The 19,204-nt window shown below is 68.9% G+C and carries 20 protein-coding genes; 11 read left to right on the top strand and 9 right to left on the bottom strand.

Annotation, left to right across the window (positions count from 1 at the left end; all coding sequences use genetic code 11):
* Positions 1–698: 698 nt before the first annotated feature.
* From AB0M67_RS22120 to AB0M67_RS22100, 5 genes are all read left to right on the top strand, one after another.
* Positions 699–941, top strand: coding sequence for a hypothetical protein (locus AB0M67_RS22120; RefSeq protein ID WP_365747850.1), 243 nt, complete (start codon positions 699–701; stop codon positions 939–941).
* Complete coding sequence (locus AB0M67_RS22115) at positions 938–2,851, top strand: alpha/beta hydrolase (RefSeq protein ID WP_365747848.1); 1,914 nt, start codon at positions 938–940, stop codon at positions 2,849–2,851. Before AB0M67_RS22120 ends, AB0M67_RS22115 begins: the two co-directional genes overlap by 4 nt.
* Positions 2,848–3,462: a hypothetical protein gene (locus AB0M67_RS22110; RefSeq protein WP_365747846.1), complete on the top strand. Its 615-nt coding sequence runs from the start codon at positions 2,848–2,850 to the stop codon at positions 3,460–3,462. The genes AB0M67_RS22115 and AB0M67_RS22110 overlap by 4 nt, the downstream gene beginning before the upstream one ends.
* Positions 3,463–3,524: 62 nt before the next feature.
* Positions 3,525–4,553 carry a bifunctional lytic transglycosylase/C40 family peptidase gene (locus AB0M67_RS22105; RefSeq protein WP_365747888.1) on the top strand — a complete coding sequence of 343 codons (1,029 nt, stop codon included), beginning with the start codon at positions 3,525–3,527 and terminating at the stop codon, positions 4,551–4,553.
* 265 nt (positions 4,554–4,818) lie between these two features.
* Positions 4,819–5,559 (top strand): phosphatase PAP2 family protein, encoded by a 741-nt coding sequence (locus AB0M67_RS22100; protein ID WP_365747844.1) that lies wholly within the window; start codon positions 4,819–4,821, stop codon positions 5,557–5,559.
* A 72-nt stretch (positions 5,560–5,631) separates the two neighbouring features.
* Here the strand turns inward: AB0M67_RS22100 and AB0M67_RS22095 are convergent, their stop codons facing one another.
* The 4 genes from AB0M67_RS22095 to AB0M67_RS22080 form a co-directional block, all read right to left on the bottom strand.
* Positions 5,632–6,231: a sortase gene (locus tag AB0M67_RS22095; RefSeq protein WP_365747842.1), complete on the bottom strand. Its 600-nt coding sequence runs from the start codon at positions 6,229–6,231 to the stop codon at positions 5,632–5,634.
* 110 nt (positions 6,232–6,341) lie between these two features.
* The gene (locus tag AB0M67_RS22090; protein WP_365747841.1) at positions 6,342–7,436 is read right to left on the bottom strand and encodes a hypothetical protein; all 1,095 of its coding nucleotides are present in this window, start codon (positions 7,434–7,436) and stop codon (positions 6,342–6,344) included.
* Positions 7,437–7,670: 234 nt separating this feature from the next.
* Entirely contained in the window at positions 7,671–9,278 is a 1,608-nt protein-coding gene (locus AB0M67_RS22085; RefSeq protein ID WP_365747839.1) for an FAD-binding oxidoreductase, read from the bottom strand.
* A gap of 78 nt (positions 9,279–9,356) precedes the next feature.
* Positions 9,357–9,611: a hypothetical protein gene (locus AB0M67_RS22080; RefSeq protein ID WP_365747837.1), complete on the bottom strand. Its 255-nt coding sequence runs from the start codon at positions 9,609–9,611 to the stop codon at positions 9,357–9,359.
* 127 nt (positions 9,612–9,738) lie between these two features.
* On the opposite strand from AB0M67_RS22080, the gene AB0M67_RS22075 reads away from it, so the two are divergent.
* Together AB0M67_RS22075 and AB0M67_RS22070 are read left to right on the top strand one after the other, a co-directional pair.
* Positions 9,739–10,566 (top strand): hypothetical protein, encoded by an 828-nt coding sequence (locus AB0M67_RS22075; protein WP_365747835.1) that lies wholly within the window; start codon positions 9,739–9,741, stop codon positions 10,564–10,566.
* A gap of 256 nt (positions 10,567–10,822) precedes the next feature.
* Positions 10,823–11,047, top strand: a complete 225-nt coding sequence (locus tag AB0M67_RS22070; protein ID WP_365747833.1) for a hypothetical protein — start codon at positions 10,823–10,825, stop codon at positions 11,045–11,047.
* Between the two features lie 201 nt (positions 11,048–11,248).
* On the opposite strand, the gene AB0M67_RS22065 is transcribed toward AB0M67_RS22070, so the two are convergent.
* On the bottom strand, positions 11,249–11,629 hold the full coding sequence (locus AB0M67_RS22065) for a metal-sensitive transcriptional regulator (RefSeq protein WP_365747831.1): 381 nt from the start codon (positions 11,627–11,629) through the stop codon (positions 11,249–11,251).
* Positions 11,630–11,852: 223 nt separating this feature from the next.
* Here AB0M67_RS22065 and AB0M67_RS22060 point away from each other — a divergent pair, with 223 nt between their 5' ends.
* Positions 11,853–12,473: a DUF47 family protein gene (locus AB0M67_RS22060; protein ID WP_129767944.1), complete on the top strand. Its 621-nt coding sequence runs from the start codon at positions 11,853–11,855 to the stop codon at positions 12,471–12,473.
* A 5-nt stretch (positions 12,474–12,478) separates the two neighbouring features.
* Entirely contained in the window at positions 12,479–13,477 is a 999-nt protein-coding gene (locus AB0M67_RS22055; protein WP_365747829.1) for an inorganic phosphate transporter, read from the top strand.
* 201 nt (positions 13,478–13,678) lie between these two features.
* Here the strand turns inward: AB0M67_RS22055 and pstB are convergent, their stop codons facing one another.
* From pstB to pstS, 4 genes are all read right to left on the bottom strand, one after another.
* Positions 13,679–14,455, bottom strand: a complete 777-nt coding sequence (gene pstB, locus AB0M67_RS22050; RefSeq protein WP_249954241.1) for a phosphate ABC transporter ATP-binding protein PstB — start codon at positions 14,453–14,455, stop codon at positions 13,679–13,681.
* Positions 14,456–14,507: 52 nt separating this feature from the next.
* Complete coding sequence (gene pstA / locus AB0M67_RS22045) at positions 14,508–15,587, bottom strand: phosphate ABC transporter permease PstA (protein ID WP_365747827.1); 1,080 nt, start codon at positions 15,585–15,587, stop codon at positions 14,508–14,510.
* Positions 15,584–16,579 (bottom strand): phosphate ABC transporter permease subunit PstC, encoded by a 996-nt coding sequence (pstC, locus tag AB0M67_RS22040; protein WP_365747825.1) that lies wholly within the window; start codon positions 16,577–16,579, stop codon positions 15,584–15,586. Before pstC ends, pstA begins: the two co-directional genes overlap by 4 nt.
* Before the next feature lie 216 nt (positions 16,580–16,795).
* Positions 16,796–17,923: a phosphate ABC transporter substrate-binding protein PstS gene (gene pstS / locus AB0M67_RS22035; RefSeq protein ID WP_365747823.1), complete on the bottom strand. Its 1,128-nt coding sequence runs from the start codon at positions 17,921–17,923 to the stop codon at positions 16,796–16,798.
* 550 nt (positions 17,924–18,473) lie between these two features.
* On the opposite strand from pstS, the gene AB0M67_RS22030 reads away from it, so the two are divergent.
* Positions 18,474–18,698 (top strand): hypothetical protein, encoded by a 225-nt coding sequence (locus AB0M67_RS22030; protein WP_365747822.1) that lies wholly within the window; start codon positions 18,474–18,476, stop codon positions 18,696–18,698.
* Positions 18,699–18,741: 43 nt separating this feature from the next.
* Complete coding sequence (locus AB0M67_RS22025) at positions 18,742–19,203, top strand: DUF6879 family protein (RefSeq protein WP_365747886.1); 462 nt, start codon at positions 18,742–18,744, stop codon at positions 19,201–19,203.
* The last annotated feature ends 1 nt before the right edge of the window (position 19,204 follow it).

The raw sequence follows: 19,204 nt of genomic DNA, 5'->3' as shown, positions 1-19,204 counted from the left end.
GTTGGGTCGTTCACGCCCGAGCCCCCATGGCACGGGTCACGCTCTATCTTCGCTGATGGAACCGCCCTCGTAAGCCGCTTGGCGGCTCTCTTTACCCGATCCCCGCACATATGACCGACGACGGTGCCCCGATCAGTCACGGATCGGGTATGCGAGTACGCGTATGGTTACTCTGTGTATCACGGAGCGTGACTCCGGGCAATGACTGTCGTTGTTACACCTTTGTGGTTCCGGGCACGTTCGAGGTGCCTCGAAACGCCGGAGCCCGGAGGCGGTCGAGCCGGCCGCCACTCGGTCCGGCTGCCGCTCCCTGCCCACCGTACGAGTGAACTTGGCGGCGCTGCCCAGTTGTCCGGCCAACCCCCGGATGCCCCTTGGCCGTGGGCGTTCGCGCCGTACGTACCCCCGCTGGAGCCGAGCTCGCGAGCGGGAATCCGTCGTATCCGACTTTGGGAAAGTGCCGTCGAGATCCCGGGCGGGCTGACGAAGCCGAGGAACGGACAGGGGCGAGCGGCATGACGTCGACGTATTCGGACAACTGGCAGCGGCTGATCGATATGACCGGGGGCGTCCCGGCTCCGCGCCGCGGTGCTGGTGGCGCTGGTGGGGCTGGTGGCGCTGGTGGCGGTACGGGGTTGAGGCACAGCGGAGGTCCCTGGGTTCGGGCGGCGGGGGCCGCCGAGGGGCTGGGTGCGCATATGGGGCAGGTGAGAGCCGAGTTCGCCGCCGCACATGAGGGGCTGGCCGCCGGTACGGAGGGGCTGGGCGTCGCGGCGGTGCTGCGGACGGTGCGTACGTCATGGGAGCGGCGCGTCGAGGCGGCGATGGAGGAGTGCGGGAGTCTGGCGGGGCAGCTGCGCGCGGTCGCGAAGGACTTGGGCGAGACCGACGAGGTGATCGCCGCGTCCTTCGCGAGAGCGGCCGGTGGTGAGGGACGGTGAGCGGGGAGGTGGCCGGCGCCGCCCTGGGCGGGTTGCTGACATGGGGTCAGTTGCGCGAGGTGGGGTGTGCGGCGCTGGAGGGGGCGGCCGACGGCTGGGGCGCGGTGAGCAACCGGGCGGACGCGGCACGGGACCGGATCGACAAGCAGCTCGTCGCGAGCCTCGCCGCCACGCAGAAGGGCGAGGCGGCGGACGCGGCGGTGGCGCGGCTGCGCGTTCTGAGCCATGACTTGCAGTACGTCTACACCGAGTGCGGATTGGTCCGTACGACCCTGAACAGCCTCGCCGCCGAGCTGAGGGGCCCTCAGCGGAGGCTGCGAGAGGCGCTGGAGGACGCGCGCGGTCTGAAGTTCGCGGTCCATGAGGACGGTTCGGTGAGCTATCCGGCGGCGGGCGAGCACATGCTGACGCGGGAAGAACTCCCGGGAGGCACGGCCGCCGGCAGCCCGGTATCGCCGCTGCTGGCCCCGCCACAGGCGCTGACGAACCCGAACCCCCACGCGGCGAGGGCCCAGGAGATCGCCGACGCCATCGCGCGAGCGGTCGATGAGGCGAGGGAGATCGACGCGCGGTACGCACGCGCGCTGCGGAAGCTGACGGCGCGCGACGGTCTGCATGTCACCGACGCCATGTGGGCGGACGTGAGCGGTGACGCGACGGCGGTGCGCGGGCTGGCGGACGGGTACCTGAAGGACGCCATTCCGGTGGACGGGTCGCCTGCGGAGCGGATGGCGTGGTGGGACGGACTGTCGCAGGAGCGGCGCGAGGAGTACTTGGCGGTCTTTCCGGCGGAGATCGGGAACTTGGACGGGATCCCGGCGGCGGCGAGGGACGCGGCCAACAGGGACAACTTGCGGTTGCTGATCGGAACGTTGGAGGGATTGGAGGGATCGGATGGAGTCGAGGGGTTGGACGGGCGGGAGGAGGAGCGGGTGCGGACGCGGCTGGCGGGGCTGAGAGCGATCGACGAGCAGTTGCGGGCCGGGGGAAGTCCGCCGATGTATCTGCTGGGGATCGGGGACGAGGGGAATGGGCGGGCGATTGTCTCGTACGGGAATCCGGATACGGCGAGGAATGTCTCGGCGTATGTGCCGGGGCTGGGGACGGCGCTGGACGAGGATTTCGTGAGGAATGATCTGAAGAGGGCGCGGGATACGGCGATCGGGGCGCAGGAGTACGACCGTTCGAGCGCGTCGATCGTATGGCTCGGGTACGACGCGCCCCAGTTGTCCGCCGCCGACATCACGGGGAACACGGATGTGATGTCCGCCGATCAGGCGCGGGTCGGGGCGGTCGCGTACAACGAATTCATGTTGGGTATCTCGGCGACGAATCAGCACGACGATCCGCATGTGACGGCGGTCGGGCACTCCTATGGCTCGCTCACGGTCGGCCAGGCGGCGCAGCGGCCGGGCGGTGTGCCGGGGGCGGACGACATCATTCTGCTGGGCAGCCCGGGGACGGGTGCGAGGTCTGCGGACGAGTTGGGTGTGGGGAGGGCGCATGTGTTCGTCGGTGCGGCCGAGAACGATCCGGTGACCGCGATGCCCGCCAGGATCGAGGCGCGTGGCATGGCGACGGGCGCCGTCGGCGGGGCGATGGCGGGTGCCGCGTTGGGCGGTCCGGTCGGCGCGGTGGCCGGTGCCGTTGGCGGCGGCGCGGCGGCGTACTTCGCGCAGGACGCGCAGGCCGATGACAGGGAGATCTGGTACGGGACGGATCCGGCACACGAGGCCTTCGGAGCCCAGCGGTTCAGGGTGGAGGACGGGCCACGTCCCGTCAGGGACGGCGGAGGGTTTGCCGCGCACTCCAACTACTTCGATCCGGTCGAGGACGAGGAATCCGCCGACAACATTGCCTTGATCGTTGCCGGCCGTGGAAACGAGATCAGTGCTCAGGAGCGTCGATGACCAATCTGCGAATCGCCTTCGTTGCGATCTTGCTGTCGCTCGCAACTGGATGCGGAGCTAATTCCGTTACTGGGCATCCGGAGGGGAAAACTTCTGACATGGATATGCGCCAGGCCGCCGAAAAAGCGGACATGATCATGCAGCGCACCCTCTCGGGTGTGAAGCCCGAACTGCGTTGGAACCACGGCCCTTCGAACGACAAAGTCTGCACCGACGTCAAGAATGATTCGTCCGGTACTGGTTCGGTGAAGCGTCGGATTGCCGTCATGACCGTTGTTTCCAGAGAGCGACGTGGGAATCTGCTGGGTGTGGTGGAACGCGATTGGACTGCTCGTGGCTATCGGATTACCGGTGTGCGGGCGAGTGGTGAAGTGCCCGCCATTTACGCTGCGACACCTGACGATTTCCGAATGAGGGTGGCCGTGGGAGGCGAAGGCCAGTTCTTCTTCTCCATCACCACCCCCTGTTTCACGGAATCGGCGGTGCCCGATCCGGCGACCGAGCCGAACACCCCGCAACGCGCGGGCGACTACCCGCAGCCAGCCGACGTCCACGACGACTTTTGGTCATCCGAGGCTCCTCTTCCGACGTCCTCGTCGTCGGCCTCCTGATCCGTCCCCTCCGCGCCTACACTGGCCCACGACGGTGGCCCTGACGCGGAGGGTGTGTGACGGTGCGTAAGACATGGCTCCTCGTGGCCGCTGTCGGGGGGCTGGGGTTGAGTTTTGTCGCTCTGCTCGTCGTCGGGACGTACTCCGCCGCCGCCGGGCTCGTCGGGGGTGTGGGCGGGGGTGGGCGGGCTGTTGGGTTGGCCAAGGGGGCCGTGCCTGCCGCTTATCAGCCGCTTGTGCAGCAGTGGGGGAATCTCTGTCCCGCCATCAACCCCGCCCTTCTCGCCGCGCAGTTGTACCAGGAGAGCGGCTGGAATCCCAGCGCCCAGAGCCCCGCCAACGCCAAGGGCATCGGGCAGTTCATCCCCGGTACCTGGGAAGCCCATGGGATCGACGGGAACAAGGACGGCACGCGGGACATCTGGGATCCGCGTGACGCGATTCCGTCGGCCGCCTCGTACGACTGTGAATTGGCCGGATACGTCAAGGACGTGCCCGGTGATCCGACCAGCAACATGCTGGCGGCGTACAACGCGGGGGCGTACGCCGTCATCAAGTACGGCGGTGTGCCGCCTTATCGGGAGACGCAGAACTACGTCAAGATCATTCGGACTCTGGAGAAGAGCTTCGCCAGGCCCGTCGGGCGGGTCGAGCCCTCCAGGCAGGCCGCCGCGGCCATCTACTTCGCTCAGCAGAAGCTGGGCACCCCGTATCTCTGGGGCGGGAACGGGACCGCCGAGCAGGGCGGGCGGTTCGACTGTTCCGGGCTGACGCAGGCCGCGTACCGGACCGTGGGAATCGAGCTGCCGCGGGTGGCCAATGATCAGTACAACGCGGGCGAGCACCCCTCGCGGGACGAGCTGCTCCCCGGCGACCTGGTCTTCTTCTCGGACGATCTCACCAATTCGCGGGCGATCCGGCATGTGGGGTTGTACGTGGGCGGCGGGTACATGATCAACGCGCCGTACACCGGGGCCGTCATCCGCTTCGACAAGATCGACACCCCGGACTACTTCGGGGCCACCCGCGTCACCGAGGACGGCGCGAAATCGCTGCCGACCGACCTGCCCCCGAACCGGCCCGACGCGTGATTCCGGAGGGGGCCGGCGGTCGGGCGTGGCCGGAAGTCTCCGTCCGGACGCGGTCCTGAGCTGCGACTATGTGTCACTCTTCGATAACGTCATGGTGATCGTTCGGTAGAGAGCGGAACGTACCCGGCGCGTAGGCCGTTCCCTGGACGACAGCTGCGGTACTGATCACGCAGCATGTTCCGTACTGACCGCGGGGGTTGGTAGAGGCGTCGCCCACGAAGGTGTGGCACGGCAGGCGACAAGAAGAGGCAAGGGGCCGCAGCAGATGGCTGGACTCGTACTGGATGGGTCGAACCCCGACGTCAGCCTGCTCTACGACATCAATGGACTGGCCAAGGACGCCCCGACGTGGTTCGACCGCGTGATGGGGTTCGTCGGTGAGTACGGGATCATGCTCGGGCTCGTGCTCATCGGGCTCTGGGGCTGGTGGAGCGTGCGCAGGCGCGGGTCCGAGGAGGACTCGGTCACGGCCGTCGCCGGGCTGGTCTGGGCGCCGCTCGCCGCCGGGATCGCGCTGCTGATCAATATCCCGATCCGGGGCTTCGTCGAACGGCCGAGGCCGTTCCTCGACCACAAGGGCCTGGAGGTCCTGGTGGCGGGCAAGACGGACTACTCGTTCGTCAGCGATCACGCCACGATGGCGATGGCCCTCGCCGTCGGCGTCTTCGTCGCCCACCGGAAGCTCGGCCTCGCCGCGATCGGTCTGGCCCTTCTCGAAGGCTTCTGCCGCGTTTACATGGGGGTCCACTACCCGACCGATGTCATCGGCGGCTTCGCCCTCGGTACGGCGGTCGCTCTCCTGTTGACCCCACTCGCTCTCGCCCTGCTCACCCCGCTGGTGTCGGCGATCTCACGGTCGCCGCACGTCGGGTGGTTCGTACGGTCGCGGGCCGCCCGCGCGGCGGACCTGGCCGCCGGTAGCGGCGCGGAGGCCGGCGCCGTCGGCGGGACGCGGTCGCTCGGTATCCCCGAGCCGCGCCCCGACGACAACAATCTCGCGGCCTGAGCCCAGTAGCCTGAGCCCAGTAGCCTGAGGCCAGTAGCCTGAGGCCGGCGGCCTGAGGCCGGCGGCCTGAGCCTAGAAGTCCGCGACCGCGCTGACCACCACATTCGAGTCCCAGTGGCCGTTGGCGTCGATGACTCCCCCGCAGGTGATCAGCCGTAGCTGCGGGGTCGGCACCGGGCCGTAGACCCGTTCCGTGGGGAATCGTTTCGTACGGTACGTATCGACGGCCGTCACCCGGAACGTCAGCCGCCGCCCGTCGCCCAGCTCCGTCTCGATCGCGTCGCCGGGGCGCAGTCGGCCCAGCTTGGCGAAGACGGCGTTCTTGATGTCGTCGCGTCCGTTGCGGACCGGGGCGGTGCCCGGGTTCGCCGGGGCGTCGCGGTGGCCGATCAGGACCGCCGGGCCGCGTTCGCCGGGGCGTGGTCCCAGGGCGAACCAGCCGACCTTCATCGCGTTCCGGAACCCCGGCGCGTCCAGCGTCCCCTGGTCGTCGAGTGCCAGCGGCAGGACCTCCGCCCTCACACCGAGCGCCGGGATGCGCAGCCGTACGGGGGCGGACGGCGGGTCCGTGACCTGGACGGTTCGTGGTTCGGCGTAGCCCGGTGTCCGTGGCGCGGGCCTGAGCGGGAACATATGCAGCAGTACGGCGGCCGTCGCGCACAGGACCGCCATGACGAAGAGGGCCTTGATCGCCCTGCCCGACCTGACCGGCCCGGCCGATGTGGCCGACCCGCCGGTCCTGCCGTCGCCGCTGGATATGTCCGCCCGACCCGCCTTTCCGGTCAGTGCTGACCGCCCGTCGAACGGCGCTGGAACCGGCGCACCACGAGGACCGTGCCGGCCGAGGCCGCGGCGGTGGCACCGATGGCGAGGGAGAGTTCGGCCGCGCTGGTGCGTTCCGACGAGTCGGCGGCGGTCATGTGGTCCGCGCCTCCGCGTGCCGCGCCCGACGGGGTGACCGTCAGGGCCCCGACCGAGGAGGTGGAGGTGGAGGTGGAGGTGGAGGTGGAAGTGGTCGTACGGGGGACCGCCGGGGTGGCCCTACGAGTCGGTGTCACGCGGGGGGCGGAGGTGGGGGCCCGCGTCGCCGACTTCTTCGTCGGCTTGGCCGCCGACTTGGGCGGTGCCTTGGTCGCGGGCTTCGGCAGTGCCGGTAGTGGCGCCCTTGTCGGTACCTTCGGCGGGGTTCTCGGAGCTGCCCTTGTGGGCGCCTTCGTGGGTTGCTTCGTGGGTGGCTTCGGTACCTTCTTGGGCGTCGTCGTGGGCGCCTTCGTCGCGACCTTCCTGGGCGCCTTCGGGAGTGCCTTCGTGGGGGCACGTGTCTGAGTGGGGGTCGCTCTGGTCGGCCGCGGCGTCGCCGCGGGCTTCGCCCTGGACGTGGACGACGTCGTCCCCGACACCGTCGGATCCGGGTCGGGGCCCGAACTCAGCGGCAGCGCCATCGCGGTGCCGTTCGGGGCGACCAGAGTGAAGCCGTCCACGTGCTGGCCGCGCGGCAGGTGCGCCCGGTCCTCCGAGTAGTAGTACAGCGGGTGCGTGTTGTAGATGACCTGTGGCTGATCGCTGTTCTCCGCGTTCAGTACGGTCTGCGAGGTGTCGTTGGCGACGCCCCGCGCCTTTGTCGGATAGCCGACGGCGGCGGGCCAGGTATCGGCGCACTCGCCCGTGCAGTCCGGATTGTCCGGCTCGTCGGCCGTCCGCATATAGAGCGGATAGCCGAACTTGTCCGCGAGCACCCGGCCGACAGCGGTGTTGATGAGGGTCAGCTGACGCGGTTCGGTGGGCCTGTCCACAGCTGTGGCGGCGCTGCCGCCGAGTGCGAGAAGGAGAACGGTGGCCGCGGCGAGCGCGGCTATCCGGGGTCCGTGTCCGTGCATGGCTACGCCCTTGCGAGTCGGGATGTGCCCCCCGCTTGCCGGCCCCCCGCCTGCTAGGTACAGGCCATCGTCAACTGGCCCTCGCGGCCACCTCGGTGAGCCGTACGGGGTACGAAAAACCCCTGAGGCTCACGCGGGAGGGCTCATGCGCGGGACTCACGCGCAGAGCTCATGTACAGGACTCACGCGTAGAGCTCATGTGCAGGACTCACGTGCGGGACTCACGCGCAGGGCTCACAGCGCCTGCGGGAAGTCGAAGAGGCGGTCAGGGTCGTACCGCCTCTTCAGCCGGGCCAGCCGGTCCGCGGCGGCGCCGTAGTACGACCCGCGCCAGTCGGGCAGCGTCGGGTCGGAGTAGTTCTGGTACGCCGCCCCCGAGGCGTACCGGCGCATCGCTCCATGGGTGGTTTTCAGCCAGGCGCGCTGGGTCGATCCTGCGGTGCCCGGCTCCCAGCCGGCGATGTACTGCGCCAGCACCCGCGAACCCCGGTGGACGAAGGCCGTCGCGAGCGGGTCCACCCGGTTGACCGCGCCGCCGAGCGCGGTGAGGGTGAGGGAGCCGCTGCCGCCCCCGGACGCCGGGAGCCGGGTGAATGTCTCGGACGCGGAGATGAGGGCACCCCGGCCGGCGGGCGAGAGCGGGCGGACGTAGAAGTCGGAGGCGGCGGCGTAGGTCTCGCGCCGGAGCGCGCCCTGTTCACCGCGCCCCGGGGTCGTACCGGGCAGCCGGCACTGCTCCTCGGTGAGGCCGGAGCAGCCCGCGTAGATCAGCATCGCCTCCTCGTAATCGCGCTGCCGCACCGAGACGGAGCTCGCCGGGCCGGGTCCGCCCGGTCCGTCGGCGAGCCGGTCGAGCGCGTTCTTCAGTTCGTCCTCGCCGCCCAGGGAGAGCGCGGAGAGTGACAGCGTCGGGGCGACACCGCCCGGACCGGCGTTGAGATGGAGCGAGGACCAGATCTCGTCCGGCTGGTCGGGGCCCCACCGCTCCCAGGCGCCGAGCAGGGCGTCGGCCTTCGACCACGGCCAGCTCGCGGCGGCGACGACGGCCGGGGGCGCCGGATGCGTACGGAAGCGCAGTTCGGTGACGACCCCGAAATTGCCGTTGCCCGCGCCGCGCAGCGCCCAGAAGAGGTCCGTGTGCTGCTCGGAGTCGGCGGTCAGCCGGCTGCCGTCGGCCGTGATGAGCGTGGCGGAGGTGAGACTGTCGCAGGTGAGGCCGTAGGCGCGGGCCGCGACTCCGTGTCCGCCGCCGAGGGTGAGCCCGGCGATGGCGACGGTGGGACAGGACCCGGCGGGGATCGTACGGCCCGCGTCCGCGAGGGTCCGGTAGACATCGGCGAGCCGGGCTCCCGCTCCGACCGTGCCGTCCGTGGCCGCGTGCCGCAGTGAGTCGAGCCGTGTCACGTCGATGACGAGCCGGCCGTCGCCGCTGGACCATCCCGCGTAGGAGTGGCCGCCGCCGCGGATGGAGACGGGCGTGCCGTGCGTCCTGGCGAAGGCGAGGCACTCCTTGATGTCGTCCTCGCCCGCGGCATAGGCGACGGCCGCGGGCCTCAGGCTGTCGAAGCGGGTGTTGTAGAGCTGCCGGGCCGTCTCGTACGCGGCGTCGTCCGGCCGTACGAGTTCCCCGTCGAGCCCCTGCGCCAGCGCGTCCCAACTCGGGGCGCGGCTCGGGCCAGTTGCCGTGGGGCCGGTAGTGGTCGTGGGGGGTGGGGCGTTCTTGCCGTCCGTACCGCCGCCGGAGCACGCGGTTGCCGTGGCGGCGCCGATCAGGAGGCCGGCCGCGGCGCGGAGGAGCGTACGCCGGTCGCCATGACGCCGCTCCATGGGACGCCGCTCCATATGACGACCTCCTTGCGACCGGTGCGGGGCGCGCGGACGGGGTGGCGTGGTGGGACGTTCAGTCGCACGGTCTCCGCCTCAGTTCTTCGTCGACTGCGCGGCGTCATGGGTCGTTGCGTCGTGGGTCGTGGCGTGGGCCGCGGCGTCGGTACGGGCGAGGTCACGCGATCTGCGGGCATGGCCGAACCAGCCGCAGGTGCAGCGCGCCGTGCAGAACGAGCCGCGCTCGACGGTCGTGGTCTCGTGAGGTGGCGGGACGGAGGGGGAAGAGGCCTTGGGGGAGGCCGGAGATGAGGCGGCGGTGGGGGGATCGGAGACGTCTTGCTCGCACACATCTCCACGGTACCGGGGCGTCCGCGTCCCGTAACCGGCACCGGCGTGACGAGGAACGCCGGGCGTCGTTATCCGGAACGGGTGGGCTTCGGACAAGCGGCGGTCAGGCGTTGGGGGTTGGCAGGCGATGGTGGTGCAGCAGCACAGACGCAGGGGCGTGGCGTTCGCCGTCGTGACCATGGCGGGGGTCGTGGCCACGACCGCCGGCTGTTCCGGGAGCGGTGGAGCCGTGGCCGACGAGCGGCCGGGCAGCGACCCCGCGGCCGTGCGGAGGGCGGCCGACGCGCTGCTCGCGTCGGGCAGTTCGAAGGCCAGTACGTCCATGGAGATGGCGGCCGGCGGGACGCGCGTGACCATCCGCGGCGAGGGCGGCTATGACTTCGGCAAGCGGATGGGGCGCCTCCGGGTCGTACTGCCCAAGGAGCCCGTGGGCGCGAGCGATCACCGGCCGATCACCGAACTGCTCTCGCCCGGCGCGCTGTACATGAAGAACCGCGGGGCCGGGGTGCCCCCGGACAAGTGGGTCAGGGTCGACTCGACCACGCTGGAGGACGGGAATCTGGTCACGGGCGGGGCGACGGACCCGCTGACCGCCGCCGAACTGCTGCGTGCCGCCGGGAATGTGACCTTTGTCGACGAGCAGGATCTCGCCGGCGTCCGTGTATGGCACTACAAGGGTGTCACCCACATCGGGCGGGCCGCGAAGGCGGCGTCGTCGTACGCGCGCGGGGCGCTGGGCGCGGCGGCGAAGGGGTTCGGCGAGGACGCGGTGCCGTTCGACGCGTATCTGGACGAGGCGGGGCGGCTGCGCAAGGTCAGACACCGGTTCAGCTATGTCAACCAGGGGCGTACGGTCGCGGTCGCCTCGACGACCCTGCTGTACGCGTTCGGGGAGCGGGTCGCCGTCACGCTGCCCCCGCCCGGCGACATCTTCGCCGGCGAGATCAAGTCCTGAGCCGAGCCTGAGCCGAGCCTGAGCCGGGCCCGGGTTGAGCCCGGAGTCGGGCCCGGGATCGAACCCGGGATCGGGCCCGGGGCGAGTGGCTGCCCGGGGCCGCGGATTGCGGAACGCAAAGGCTTCATGGCCCGCGCGGCAAGATCAAATCAAGCCGTAACCACAGAGGACCAAGGCGGAAATGGTCCAGACGTGCCATGCGCGGTGTGTATCACGCTCCCTACGCTAGGAAGTCGACACCGGCAGGAAGAGGTGAATGCACGTGGCTCTGTTGCGCACGCCGAACGTCCAGGACCACGTGGCCCTCGCCGAGATCGAGTGGTGCGGGGAGTTGATGATCGCGGCGTCGGCCGCGGACGGGGAACGGCTCAGCCCGGACCGTATCGACGAGGTGCTGAACGTGAGGGCCGAACGGCCCGCCGCCCCACGCCATCCAGGACCGTCCCGGGGGCCGCGGCGGAGAGACTCCTGCGGCGAGTGACAGCCGGGGCCGCCGCCCCCCGGCGGTGGGGTCCCCCGGCGGCGGGGCGGTCCCGGTGCCGGGGGTGCTCGGCGTCAGGCATGTCACGTACGTCACGTACATACGGTGTGTCGGATACGTCACAGGTGCGGCCGGCGCATCAGGTACGCGAGGTACGCGCGGTAGGTCAGGTGCGCGAGGTACGTCAGGTCGCGAGGTGCGTCAGGTACGGAGCAGCCGCGCGATGGCCTTGGTCGCTTCCTCCACCTTCGCGTCGATCTCCTCCCCGCCCTTGACCGCGGCGTCGGCCACGCAGTGGCGCAGATGCTCTTCGAGGAGTTGGAGCGCGAAGGACTGGAGCGCCTTCGTCGAGGCGGAGACCTGGGTGAGTATGTCGATGCAGTAGACGTCCTCGTCCACCAGCCGCTGGAGGCCGCGGATCTGGCCCTCGATCCTGCGCAGCCGCTTGAGGTGCTCGTCCTTCTGTTTGTGGTAGCCGTGCACCCCGCGGTCGTGGTCGGTGGTGACGGTGTCCGTGGTGCCCGTCGCGCCGGTGGAGGGCGCGTCGCTCATCGCCGCGCCGGCCGCCTCAGTGGTCGTCATCGCGTCCTCCCGTTGTGCTGTCAGCTGATACCGATGGTGCTGTCCGAAAAGGGGTGTATACCCTACCTGGGTATATGTTACCCGTCTCCGGGTTCTGGGGCAGGGGGCTGTGCTCTCGGCCCTGCCACCATGAGTGACACTGGAACTTGCCGGGGTTAGCCGTGGCCGGATGTTGCGCCTACCATCACCCCTGACCGAATCCCATGTAACCCGAGGACCCCAGGTGCGATTTCGTCTGACCCCCAGGGAGACGAGCTTCTATGACATGTTCGCCGCGTCCGCGGACAACATCGTCACGGGCTCCAAGCTCCTGATGGAACTCCTCGGGGCGGATTCCTCCGCCAGGGCCGAGATCGCGGAGCGGATGAGGGCGGCGGAGCACGCGGGCGACGACGCCACTCACGCGATCTTCCATCAGCTCAACTCCTCCTTCATCACGCCGTTCGACCGTGAGGACATCTACAGCCTCGCGTCCCAGCTCGACGACATCATGGACTTCATGGAGGAGGCCGTCGACCTGGTCGTCCTCTACAACATCGAAGAGCTCCCCAAGGGTGTCGAGCAGCAGATCGAGGTGCTGGCCCGGGCCGCCGAGCTGACGGCCGAGGCCATGCCGCATTTGCGGACGATGAACAACCTCACCGAGTACTGGATCGAGGTCAACCGGCTGGAGAACCAGGCGGACCAGATCCACCGCAAGCTGCTGGCCCATCTCTTCAACGGCAAGTACGACGCGATGGAGGTGCTCAAGCTCAAGCAGATCGTCGACGTGCTCGAAGAGGCCGCCGACGCGTTCGAGCACGTCGCGAACACGGTGGAGACCATCGCGGTCAAGGAGTCCTGAACCACGTGGACACCTTTGCGCTGATCGTGACCGTCGGTGTCGCGCTCGGTTTCACCTACACCAACGGCTTTCACGACTCGGCCAACGCCATCGCCACCTCGGTCTCCACCCGGGCACTGACCCCGCGTGCGGCGCTGGCGATGGCCGCGGTGATGAACCTCGCGGGCGCGTTCCTCGGCCAGGGGGTCGCCAAGACCGTCAGCGAGGGCCTGATCGCCACCCCGCACGGATCGCGGGGGATGGGCATCCTCTTCGCCGCGCTGGTCGGCGCGATCGTCTGGAACCTGGTCACCTGGTACTTCGGGCTTCCCTCCTCGTCCTCCCACGCGCTGTTCGGCGGCATGGTGGGCGCGGCGCTGGCCGGCGGGACCGATGTCATCTGGTCCGGGGTGCTGGAGAAGATCGTCATCCCGATGTTCGTCTCCCCGGTCGTCGGTCTGGTCGCCGGATATCTGGTGATGGTCGCGATCATGTGGATGTTCCGCAGGTCCAACCCGCACAAGGCCAAGCGCGGCTTCCGTATAGCCCAGACCGTCTCGGCGGCGGGTATGGCGCTCGGGCACGGTCTGCAGGACGCGCAGAAGACGATGGGGATCGTGGTGATGGCCCTGGTCATCGCCGATGTCGAGGAATCCGGTGACACGATCCCGGTCTGGGTGAAGATCGTCTGCGCGCTGATGCTGTCCCTCGGTACGTACGCGGGCGGCTGGCGCATCATGCGGACGCTCGGCCGGAAGATCATCGAGCTGGACCCGCCGCAGGGGTTCGCGGCGGAGACGACGGGTGCGTCGATCATGTTCGGCTCGGCGTTCCTGTTCCACGCGCCGATCTCCACGACGCATGTCATCACCTCGGCGATCATGGGCGCGGGGGCGACGAAGCGGGTCAACGCGGTCCGCTGGGGGGTCGCCAAGAACATCGTTCTCGGCTGGTTCATCACGATGCCGGCGGCGGCTCTCGTCGCCGCCGTGAGCTTCTGGATCGTGAACCTGGCTTTCGGCTGACGGGCGCGATGCGCTTCCCGGCCGGGGGTCCGGGGGTTGTCCCCGGGGGATGCCGTTGGATCGTGCACCTGGCCTTCGGCTGAGCCGCGCCGTACAAGCGTCTCGCACCGAACGAAAAAGCGGGCCCGCCCCCCTGGGAGAGGGGGCGGGCCCTTCGCCGTGCGGTGGCACCGCCATGCAGCACCGCAGGACGGCTGGCGCCTATCCGAAGCGGCCGGAGATGTAGTCCTCCGTCGCCTGCACGGACGGATTGGCGAAGATCCGCTCGGTCTCGTCTATCTCGATGAGCTTGCCGGGCTGGCCGACGGCGGCCAGGTTGAAGAACGCCGTACGGTCCGAGACACGCGCGGCCTGCTGCATGTTGTGCGTCACGATGACGATCGTGAAGCGCTCCTTCAGCTCCCCGATCAGGTCCTCGATGGCGAGGGTGGAGATCGGGTCGAGGGCGGAGCACGGCTCGTCCATCAGCAGGACGTCCGGCTCGACCGCGATCGCGCGGGCGATGCACAGACGCTGCTGCTGGCCGCCGGAGAGGCCGGAACCGGGCTTGTTCAGGCGGTCCTTGACCTCGTTCCAGAGGTTGGCGCCCTTGAGGGACCTCTCCACGACCTCGGCCAGCTCGCTCTTGCGGACCTTGCCGTTCAGCCGCAGGCCCGCCGCGACGTTGTCGAAGATCGACATCGTCGGGAACGGGTTCGGGCGCTGGAAGACCATGCCGACGGTACGGCGCACCGCGACCGGGTCGACATTCGGTCCGTACAGGTTCTCGTCGTCCAACAGCACCTTGCCCTCGACCCGGCCGCCGGGGGTGACCTCGTGCATCCGGTTGAGGGTGCGCAGGAAGGTGGACTTGCCGCAGCCGGACGGGCCGATGAAGGCCGTCACGGAGCGGGGCTCGACGGTCATCGAGATGTCGTCGATGGCCCGGTGGGAGCCGTAGTAGGCGGTCAGACCGCTGACGTCGATTCGCTTGGCCATGTCAATCACTGCTTCTTTCGTGGCCCCGCGCGGCGGAGCCGGATATCGGGCCTCAGCGGCCGGTCTTCGGGGCCTTCCAGCGTGCGATACCGCGCGCCACCAGGTTGAGGATCATGACGAACGCGATCAGCACCAGGGCCGCGGCCCAGGCACGGTCGATCGAAGCCACCTCACCGTCCTTGTACTGCTGGAAGATGTAGAGCGGCAGCGACGACTGCGGATCCGAGAAGGGGTTCGTGTTGATCAGGTTGCTGCCGAAGACCAGGAGCAGGATCGGCGCCGTCTCACCGGCGATACGCGCGATCGCGAGCATCACACCGGTGGTGATACCGCCGATCGCGGTCGGCAGGACCACCTTGAGGATCGTGCGCCACTTCGGTACGCCGAGCGCGAGTGACGCCTCGCGCAGCTCGTTCGGTACGAGCTTGAGCATCTCCTCGGTGGAGCGCACCACGACCGGGATCATCAGGATCGACAGGGCGAGCGAGCCCATCAGACCGGACGGCCCGAGGTTGAACATCAGCATGAGCGACAGGATGAACAGACCCGCGACGATGGACGGGATGCCGGTCATGACGTCCACGAAGAACGTCACGGCCCTGGCCAGCGCGCCCTTGCCGTACTCGACCAGATAGACGGCGGTCAGCAGGCCGATCGGCGTGGAGATCAGCGTGGCGATCCCGACCTGCTGCAGGGTGCCGACGAGCGCGTGGTAGAGGCCGCCGCCCACCTGCGAGCTGGGGATACCGGCCATGGAGTGGGTCAGGAAGTACGGGTCGAGGACCTCGACCCCGCGGCTGATGGTGGTCCACAGCAGCGAGAACAGCGGGATGACGGCGAGGACGAAGCACACCCAGACGACGCTGGTGGCCAGGCGGTCCCTGGCCTGGCGCTGGTTCTCGACCGCCGTGGTGACGACGTACGAGATGACGACGAAGGCGATGACGGCGATCAGGCCCCACTGGACCTTGCTGTCGAGACCGGCGGCGGCGCCGATGCCCACGCCGATGAGAATGCCGAGAAGGGCGAAGCCGGCCGGTGCCCACCGGGGCAGGCTGCGCTGGCTGAGGCTCTGCTGCCCGCCCGACGGCGGAACGGGGGTCTGCGTGTCCTGTACAGCTGCGTGGCTCATGCGTTGGCCCCCGAGTATTCCTTGCGGCGCGCGATGATCAGCCGGGCCCCGCCGTTCACCAGCAGGGTCAGGACGAAGAGCACAAGACCGGAGGCGATCAGGGCGTCCCGCCCGAACGCGTTGGCCTCACCGAACTTCGCCGCGATGTTCTGGGCGAACGTGCCGCCGCCCGGGTCGAGCAGATGGAGCGAGATCAGATAGTTCGGCGAGAGGACCGTGGCGACGGCCATCGTCTCGCCGAGCGCACGGCCGAGTCCCAGCATCGCCGCGGAGATGACACCGGAGCGTCCGAAGGGCAGGACCGAGAGCCGGATGACTTCCCAGCGGGTGGCGCCCAGGGCGAGCGCCGCCTCCTCGTTCATCCGCGGGACCTGGAGGAAGACCTCCCGGCTGACGCTGGTCACGATCGGCAGGATCATGATCGCCAGCAGGATGCCGACGGTGAGCATATTGCGGGCCACACCGGGCTGGGTCTGGTCGAAGATGTACGTCCAGGCGAAGTACTGGTCGAGCCAGGAGTTGAGGCCGCCGAGGTACGGCACGAGGACGATGGCGCCCCAGATGCCGTAGATGATCGACGGAACCGCGGCCAGCAGGTCCACCACGTACGCGATGGGCGCGGCCAGGCGGCGCGGCGCGTAGTGCGAGATGAAGAGCGCGATACCGACGGCGACCGGGACCGCGATGATCATCGCGACGGTGGAGCTGACGATCGTGCCGACGAGGAGGACCGCGATACCGAAGACCGGCGGGTCCGCGGAGGCGTTCCAGTCGAAGGTGGTGAGGAAGTTGCCCTCGTCCTTCGAGATCGCGATGGCGGCGCGGTAGCTCAGGAAGACCGCGATCGACGCCATGATGACGAGCAGCAGAATGCCCGAGCCCTTGGAGAGGCCCGAGAAGATCTTGTCGCCCGCGCGTCCGGTGGAGGTGCTCGCCGACGGCGGCGCGGACTGCGGGGGTGGTGGGGTGTCTATTGATGTGGTGGAAGCCATGATCTTTCCGGTCTGTGTGGGGGAGTGATGGCTCCCCTGGCGGCGGTGCACCGGATGGGGTGGACGGAAGCCGGCCCGGAGGGTTGGTCCGGGCCGGCTGCCGTCATCCGCTGAGCGGCTCACCCGCCGGGCCTGCGGCGGGTGGGACAGCGGTCGGGCCCAGGGCCTGTACCGGCGATGTCCGCCCCGTCGGGCAGAACATCGCCGGTGGCGGCATTACGACAGGGAGTCGACCGTCTCGCGGACCTTGGCGTTGATCTCGGCCGGGATCGGCGCGTAGCCGGCCTCGGTGAGCAGCTTCTGACCGTCGGCGCTGGCCGTGTAGGACAGGAAGGACTTGACCGTGGCCAGGGTGTCGGGCTTGTTGCCCTTGTCGCAGGCGATCTCGTACGTCACGAGGACGATCGGGTAGGCGCCGTCGGCCTTGGTGGCGTAGTCGAGGTCGAGCGCCAGGTCCTTGCCGGTGCCCTTGATCTTGGCGGCGGCGATGGCCTTGGAGGCGTTCTCGGAGGTGGCCTCGACCGGGGCGCTGGCGCCCGTGTCGACCGTGACCGTCGAGATCTTCTGCGAGGTGGCGTAGGAGAGCTCGAAGTAACCGATGGCGCCCTCGACCGTGGCTACCTGGCTGGCGATACCGGAGGAGCCGGACGCCGACTGGCCGCCGGGGGCGGGCCACTTCTTCTCGGCCTCGTACTTCCAGTCCGACGGGGCCGCGGCGGCCAGGTACTTGCCCAGGTTCTGCGTGGTGCCGGAGTCCTCGGAGCGGTGGAAGGCCTGGATCGGCTCGCTCGGAAGCTTGGCGTCGGGGTTGAGGGCCTTGATGGCCTCGTCGTCCCAGTTCTTGATCTTGCTGTCGAAGATCTTGGCGAGCGTGGGGGCGTCGAGGACGAGGTTGTCCACACCCTTCAGCTTGTAACCGATCGCGATCGGTCCGCCGACCATCGGCAGGTTGATGCCCTGGCCACCGGTGCAGATCTTCTTCGAGTCGGCGACCTCCTCGGGCTTCAGCGCCGAGTCGGAGCCGGCGAAGCCGACCGTGCCCTGGTTGAACGCGACGATGCCCTCGCCGGAGGAGGAGGACTGGTAGTTGACCTCTACGCCGGTGCAGGTGGCCATGTAGTTCTTGACCCAGAGGTCCATGGCGTTCTTCTGAGCGCTGGAGCCGGACGCGAGCAGCTTGCCCTTGGCGTCCTTGCACACCGCGCTCGTGGCGGCGGAGGACTTGGTGCTGGTGCCCTCGGGAGCGTTGTCGTCCGAACCGCACGCCGTGAGAACCAGGGCGCCGGAGACGGCGAGGGCACCGAGCGCGGTGGCGCGCAGCCCGTTCTTGCGCTGAAGCTTCACTTCGGGTGTTTCCTTCCAGGAGCCGCCGGTCTGAGCCTTTGTACGGCGGCGTGCGTCGGGGTGGCCGGTGCGGCGCTTTGACCGTCACCGTGTAAGGCCGAAATTAGGCAGATCAGGTGAAGCCGCCAACGGGGGCGAGTGAACGGAAGGTGAACCTCACGGGGCGGTGTGGTTCTGACGTGCGTGAGTGTCACCCTGCCGGGTCTAGCGGCGGTGCGCACGCGGTACGAGCGCGCTCCGTGGCGCGAGGGGCGCGCTGTTCTGCCCGCCGACCGTCATCAGGGTCGGATCGGGCCGCCGGGGCGCGCCCGTGTGATTCACGCGTACAGGACGGTCGGCGCCGGTCCGAGTATGACGCCTGTTGCTTGCGGTCCTTGCCGGGCCCCGGTCGCCGTCCGTCGGAGGCCAGTGTCTTGTCCCCGGTCTGACCCGGCGGGCAACTATGTCAAGTCGGTGAATCTGCGCAAGTTCATGCAAGTTCCTGTCTTCTCAGGCGAGTTCGCCGCAAGCTGAGACACAGAGATCATTAGCCGCGAAGCTGGAGGTCGTCATGGCTCTGCACACGCTCGGCAAGGACCCGAACTCTCCCGAGGGCAAGTCCGCGACCGTGTACTACGACGACGTGGCGGACAAGTACCTGGTTCAGGGCTTGAAGGTACTTGACGAGGGGCGATTGTCCCAGATGGATCTGCCCGACCACGAGACGGTTGTCGAGATCCCCACGTACATGGTCACGTTTTTCCCGGAGGTCAGCGGTGGCGGATCCCACGTTTGACGAGCTGTTCCGGCTGGCCGAGCGGTCGGCGGTACACCTGGAGATGCGGGACGGCTACATGCGGTCGGATCCGCGCTTCGTCGCCTGGCAGCGGGACAGGCACAGTGTCTCCGCCGACAGCGATCCGGATCAGCGTCCGTGGATGGAGCTGATGCGTGAGATCACCGGCCGCGGAGTAGCGGTTCGCCGGGCACGGATCATCTCCGAGCCGATCAGCGACTACATCCGGTTCGAACACCATCTGACGGCCGGCAACGCCGCCGGTGGCGAGCAGGTCCGTTGGCTTCCCCGCCGCCGGGCTTCAGATCTGGCCCTTCCCGGCAACGATTTCTGGCTATTCGACGACAGCCTGGTCGTGTTTCTTCATTTCACCGGAGAAGGAGAGTTGTCCCCGGAAGGGGACGAGGAGCGCACGGCTGATCCTGCCGTCGCTCGGCTCTGTTCGGCGGCCTTCGAGGCGGTGTGGGAACGGGCAGTGCCGCACGAGGAGTACAGGCCGTCCTGAG

Origin of the sequence: Streptomyces sp. NPDC051662 (assembly GCF_040681655.1) — a bacterium.
Taxonomy (GTDB): Bacteria; Actinomycetota; Actinomycetes; order Streptomycetales; family Streptomycetaceae; genus Streptomyces.
The sequence above is the reverse complement of the archived record's forward strand: the minus strand, read 5'-3'. Positions and strand labels throughout refer to the sequence as shown.

Bases quoted from the DNA above. Each gene is read 5' to 3' on its own strand.
- AB0M67_RS22030 (WP_365747822.1), top strand. From the start codon at position 18,474: ATGGCTCTGCACACGCTCGGCAAGGACCCGAACTCTCCCGAGGGCAAG.
- AB0M67_RS22095 (WP_365747842.1), bottom strand. From the start codon at position 6,231: ATGGCGGTCCTGTGCGCGACGGCCGCCGTACTGCTGCATATGTTCCCG.
- AB0M67_RS22100 (WP_365747844.1), top strand. From the start codon at position 4,819: ATGGCTGGACTCGTACTGGATGGGTCGAACCCCGACGTCAGCCTGCTC.
- AB0M67_RS22085 (WP_365747839.1), bottom strand. From the start codon at position 9,278: ATGGAGCGGCGTCCCATGGAGCGGCGTCATGGCGACCGGCGTACGCTC.
- AB0M67_RS22090 (WP_365747841.1), bottom strand. From the start codon at position 7,436: ATGCACGGACACGGACCCCGGATAGCCGCGCTCGCCGCGGCCACCGTT.
- AB0M67_RS22065 (WP_365747831.1), bottom strand. From the start codon at position 11,629: ATGACGACCACTGAGGCGGCCGGCGCGGCGATGAGCGACGCGCCCTCC.
- pstC (WP_365747825.1), bottom strand. From the start codon at position 16,579: ATGGCTTCCACCACATCAATAGACACCCCACCACCCCCGCAGTCCGCG.
- AB0M67_RS22110 (WP_365747846.1), top strand. From the start codon at position 2,848: ATGACCAATCTGCGAATCGCCTTCGTTGCGATCTTGCTGTCGCTCGCA.
- pstB (WP_249954241.1), bottom strand. From the start codon at position 14,455: ATGGCCAAGCGAATCGACGTCAGCGGTCTGACCGCCTACTACGGCTCC.
- AB0M67_RS22075 (WP_365747835.1), top strand. From the start codon at position 9,739: ATGGTGGTGCAGCAGCACAGACGCAGGGGCGTGGCGTTCGCCGTCGTG.
- pstA (WP_365747827.1), bottom strand. From the start codon at position 15,587: ATGAGCCACGCAGCTGTACAGGACACGCAGACCCCCGTTCCGCCGTCG.
- AB0M67_RS22120 (WP_365747850.1), top strand. From the start codon at position 699: ATGGGGCAGGTGAGAGCCGAGTTCGCCGCCGCACATGAGGGGCTGGCC.
- AB0M67_RS22070 (WP_365747833.1), top strand. From the start codon at position 10,823: ATGCACGTGGCTCTGTTGCGCACGCCGAACGTCCAGGACCACGTGGCC.
- AB0M67_RS22025 (WP_365747886.1), top strand. From the start codon at position 18,742: ATGCGGGACGGCTACATGCGGTCGGATCCGCGCTTCGTCGCCTGGCAG.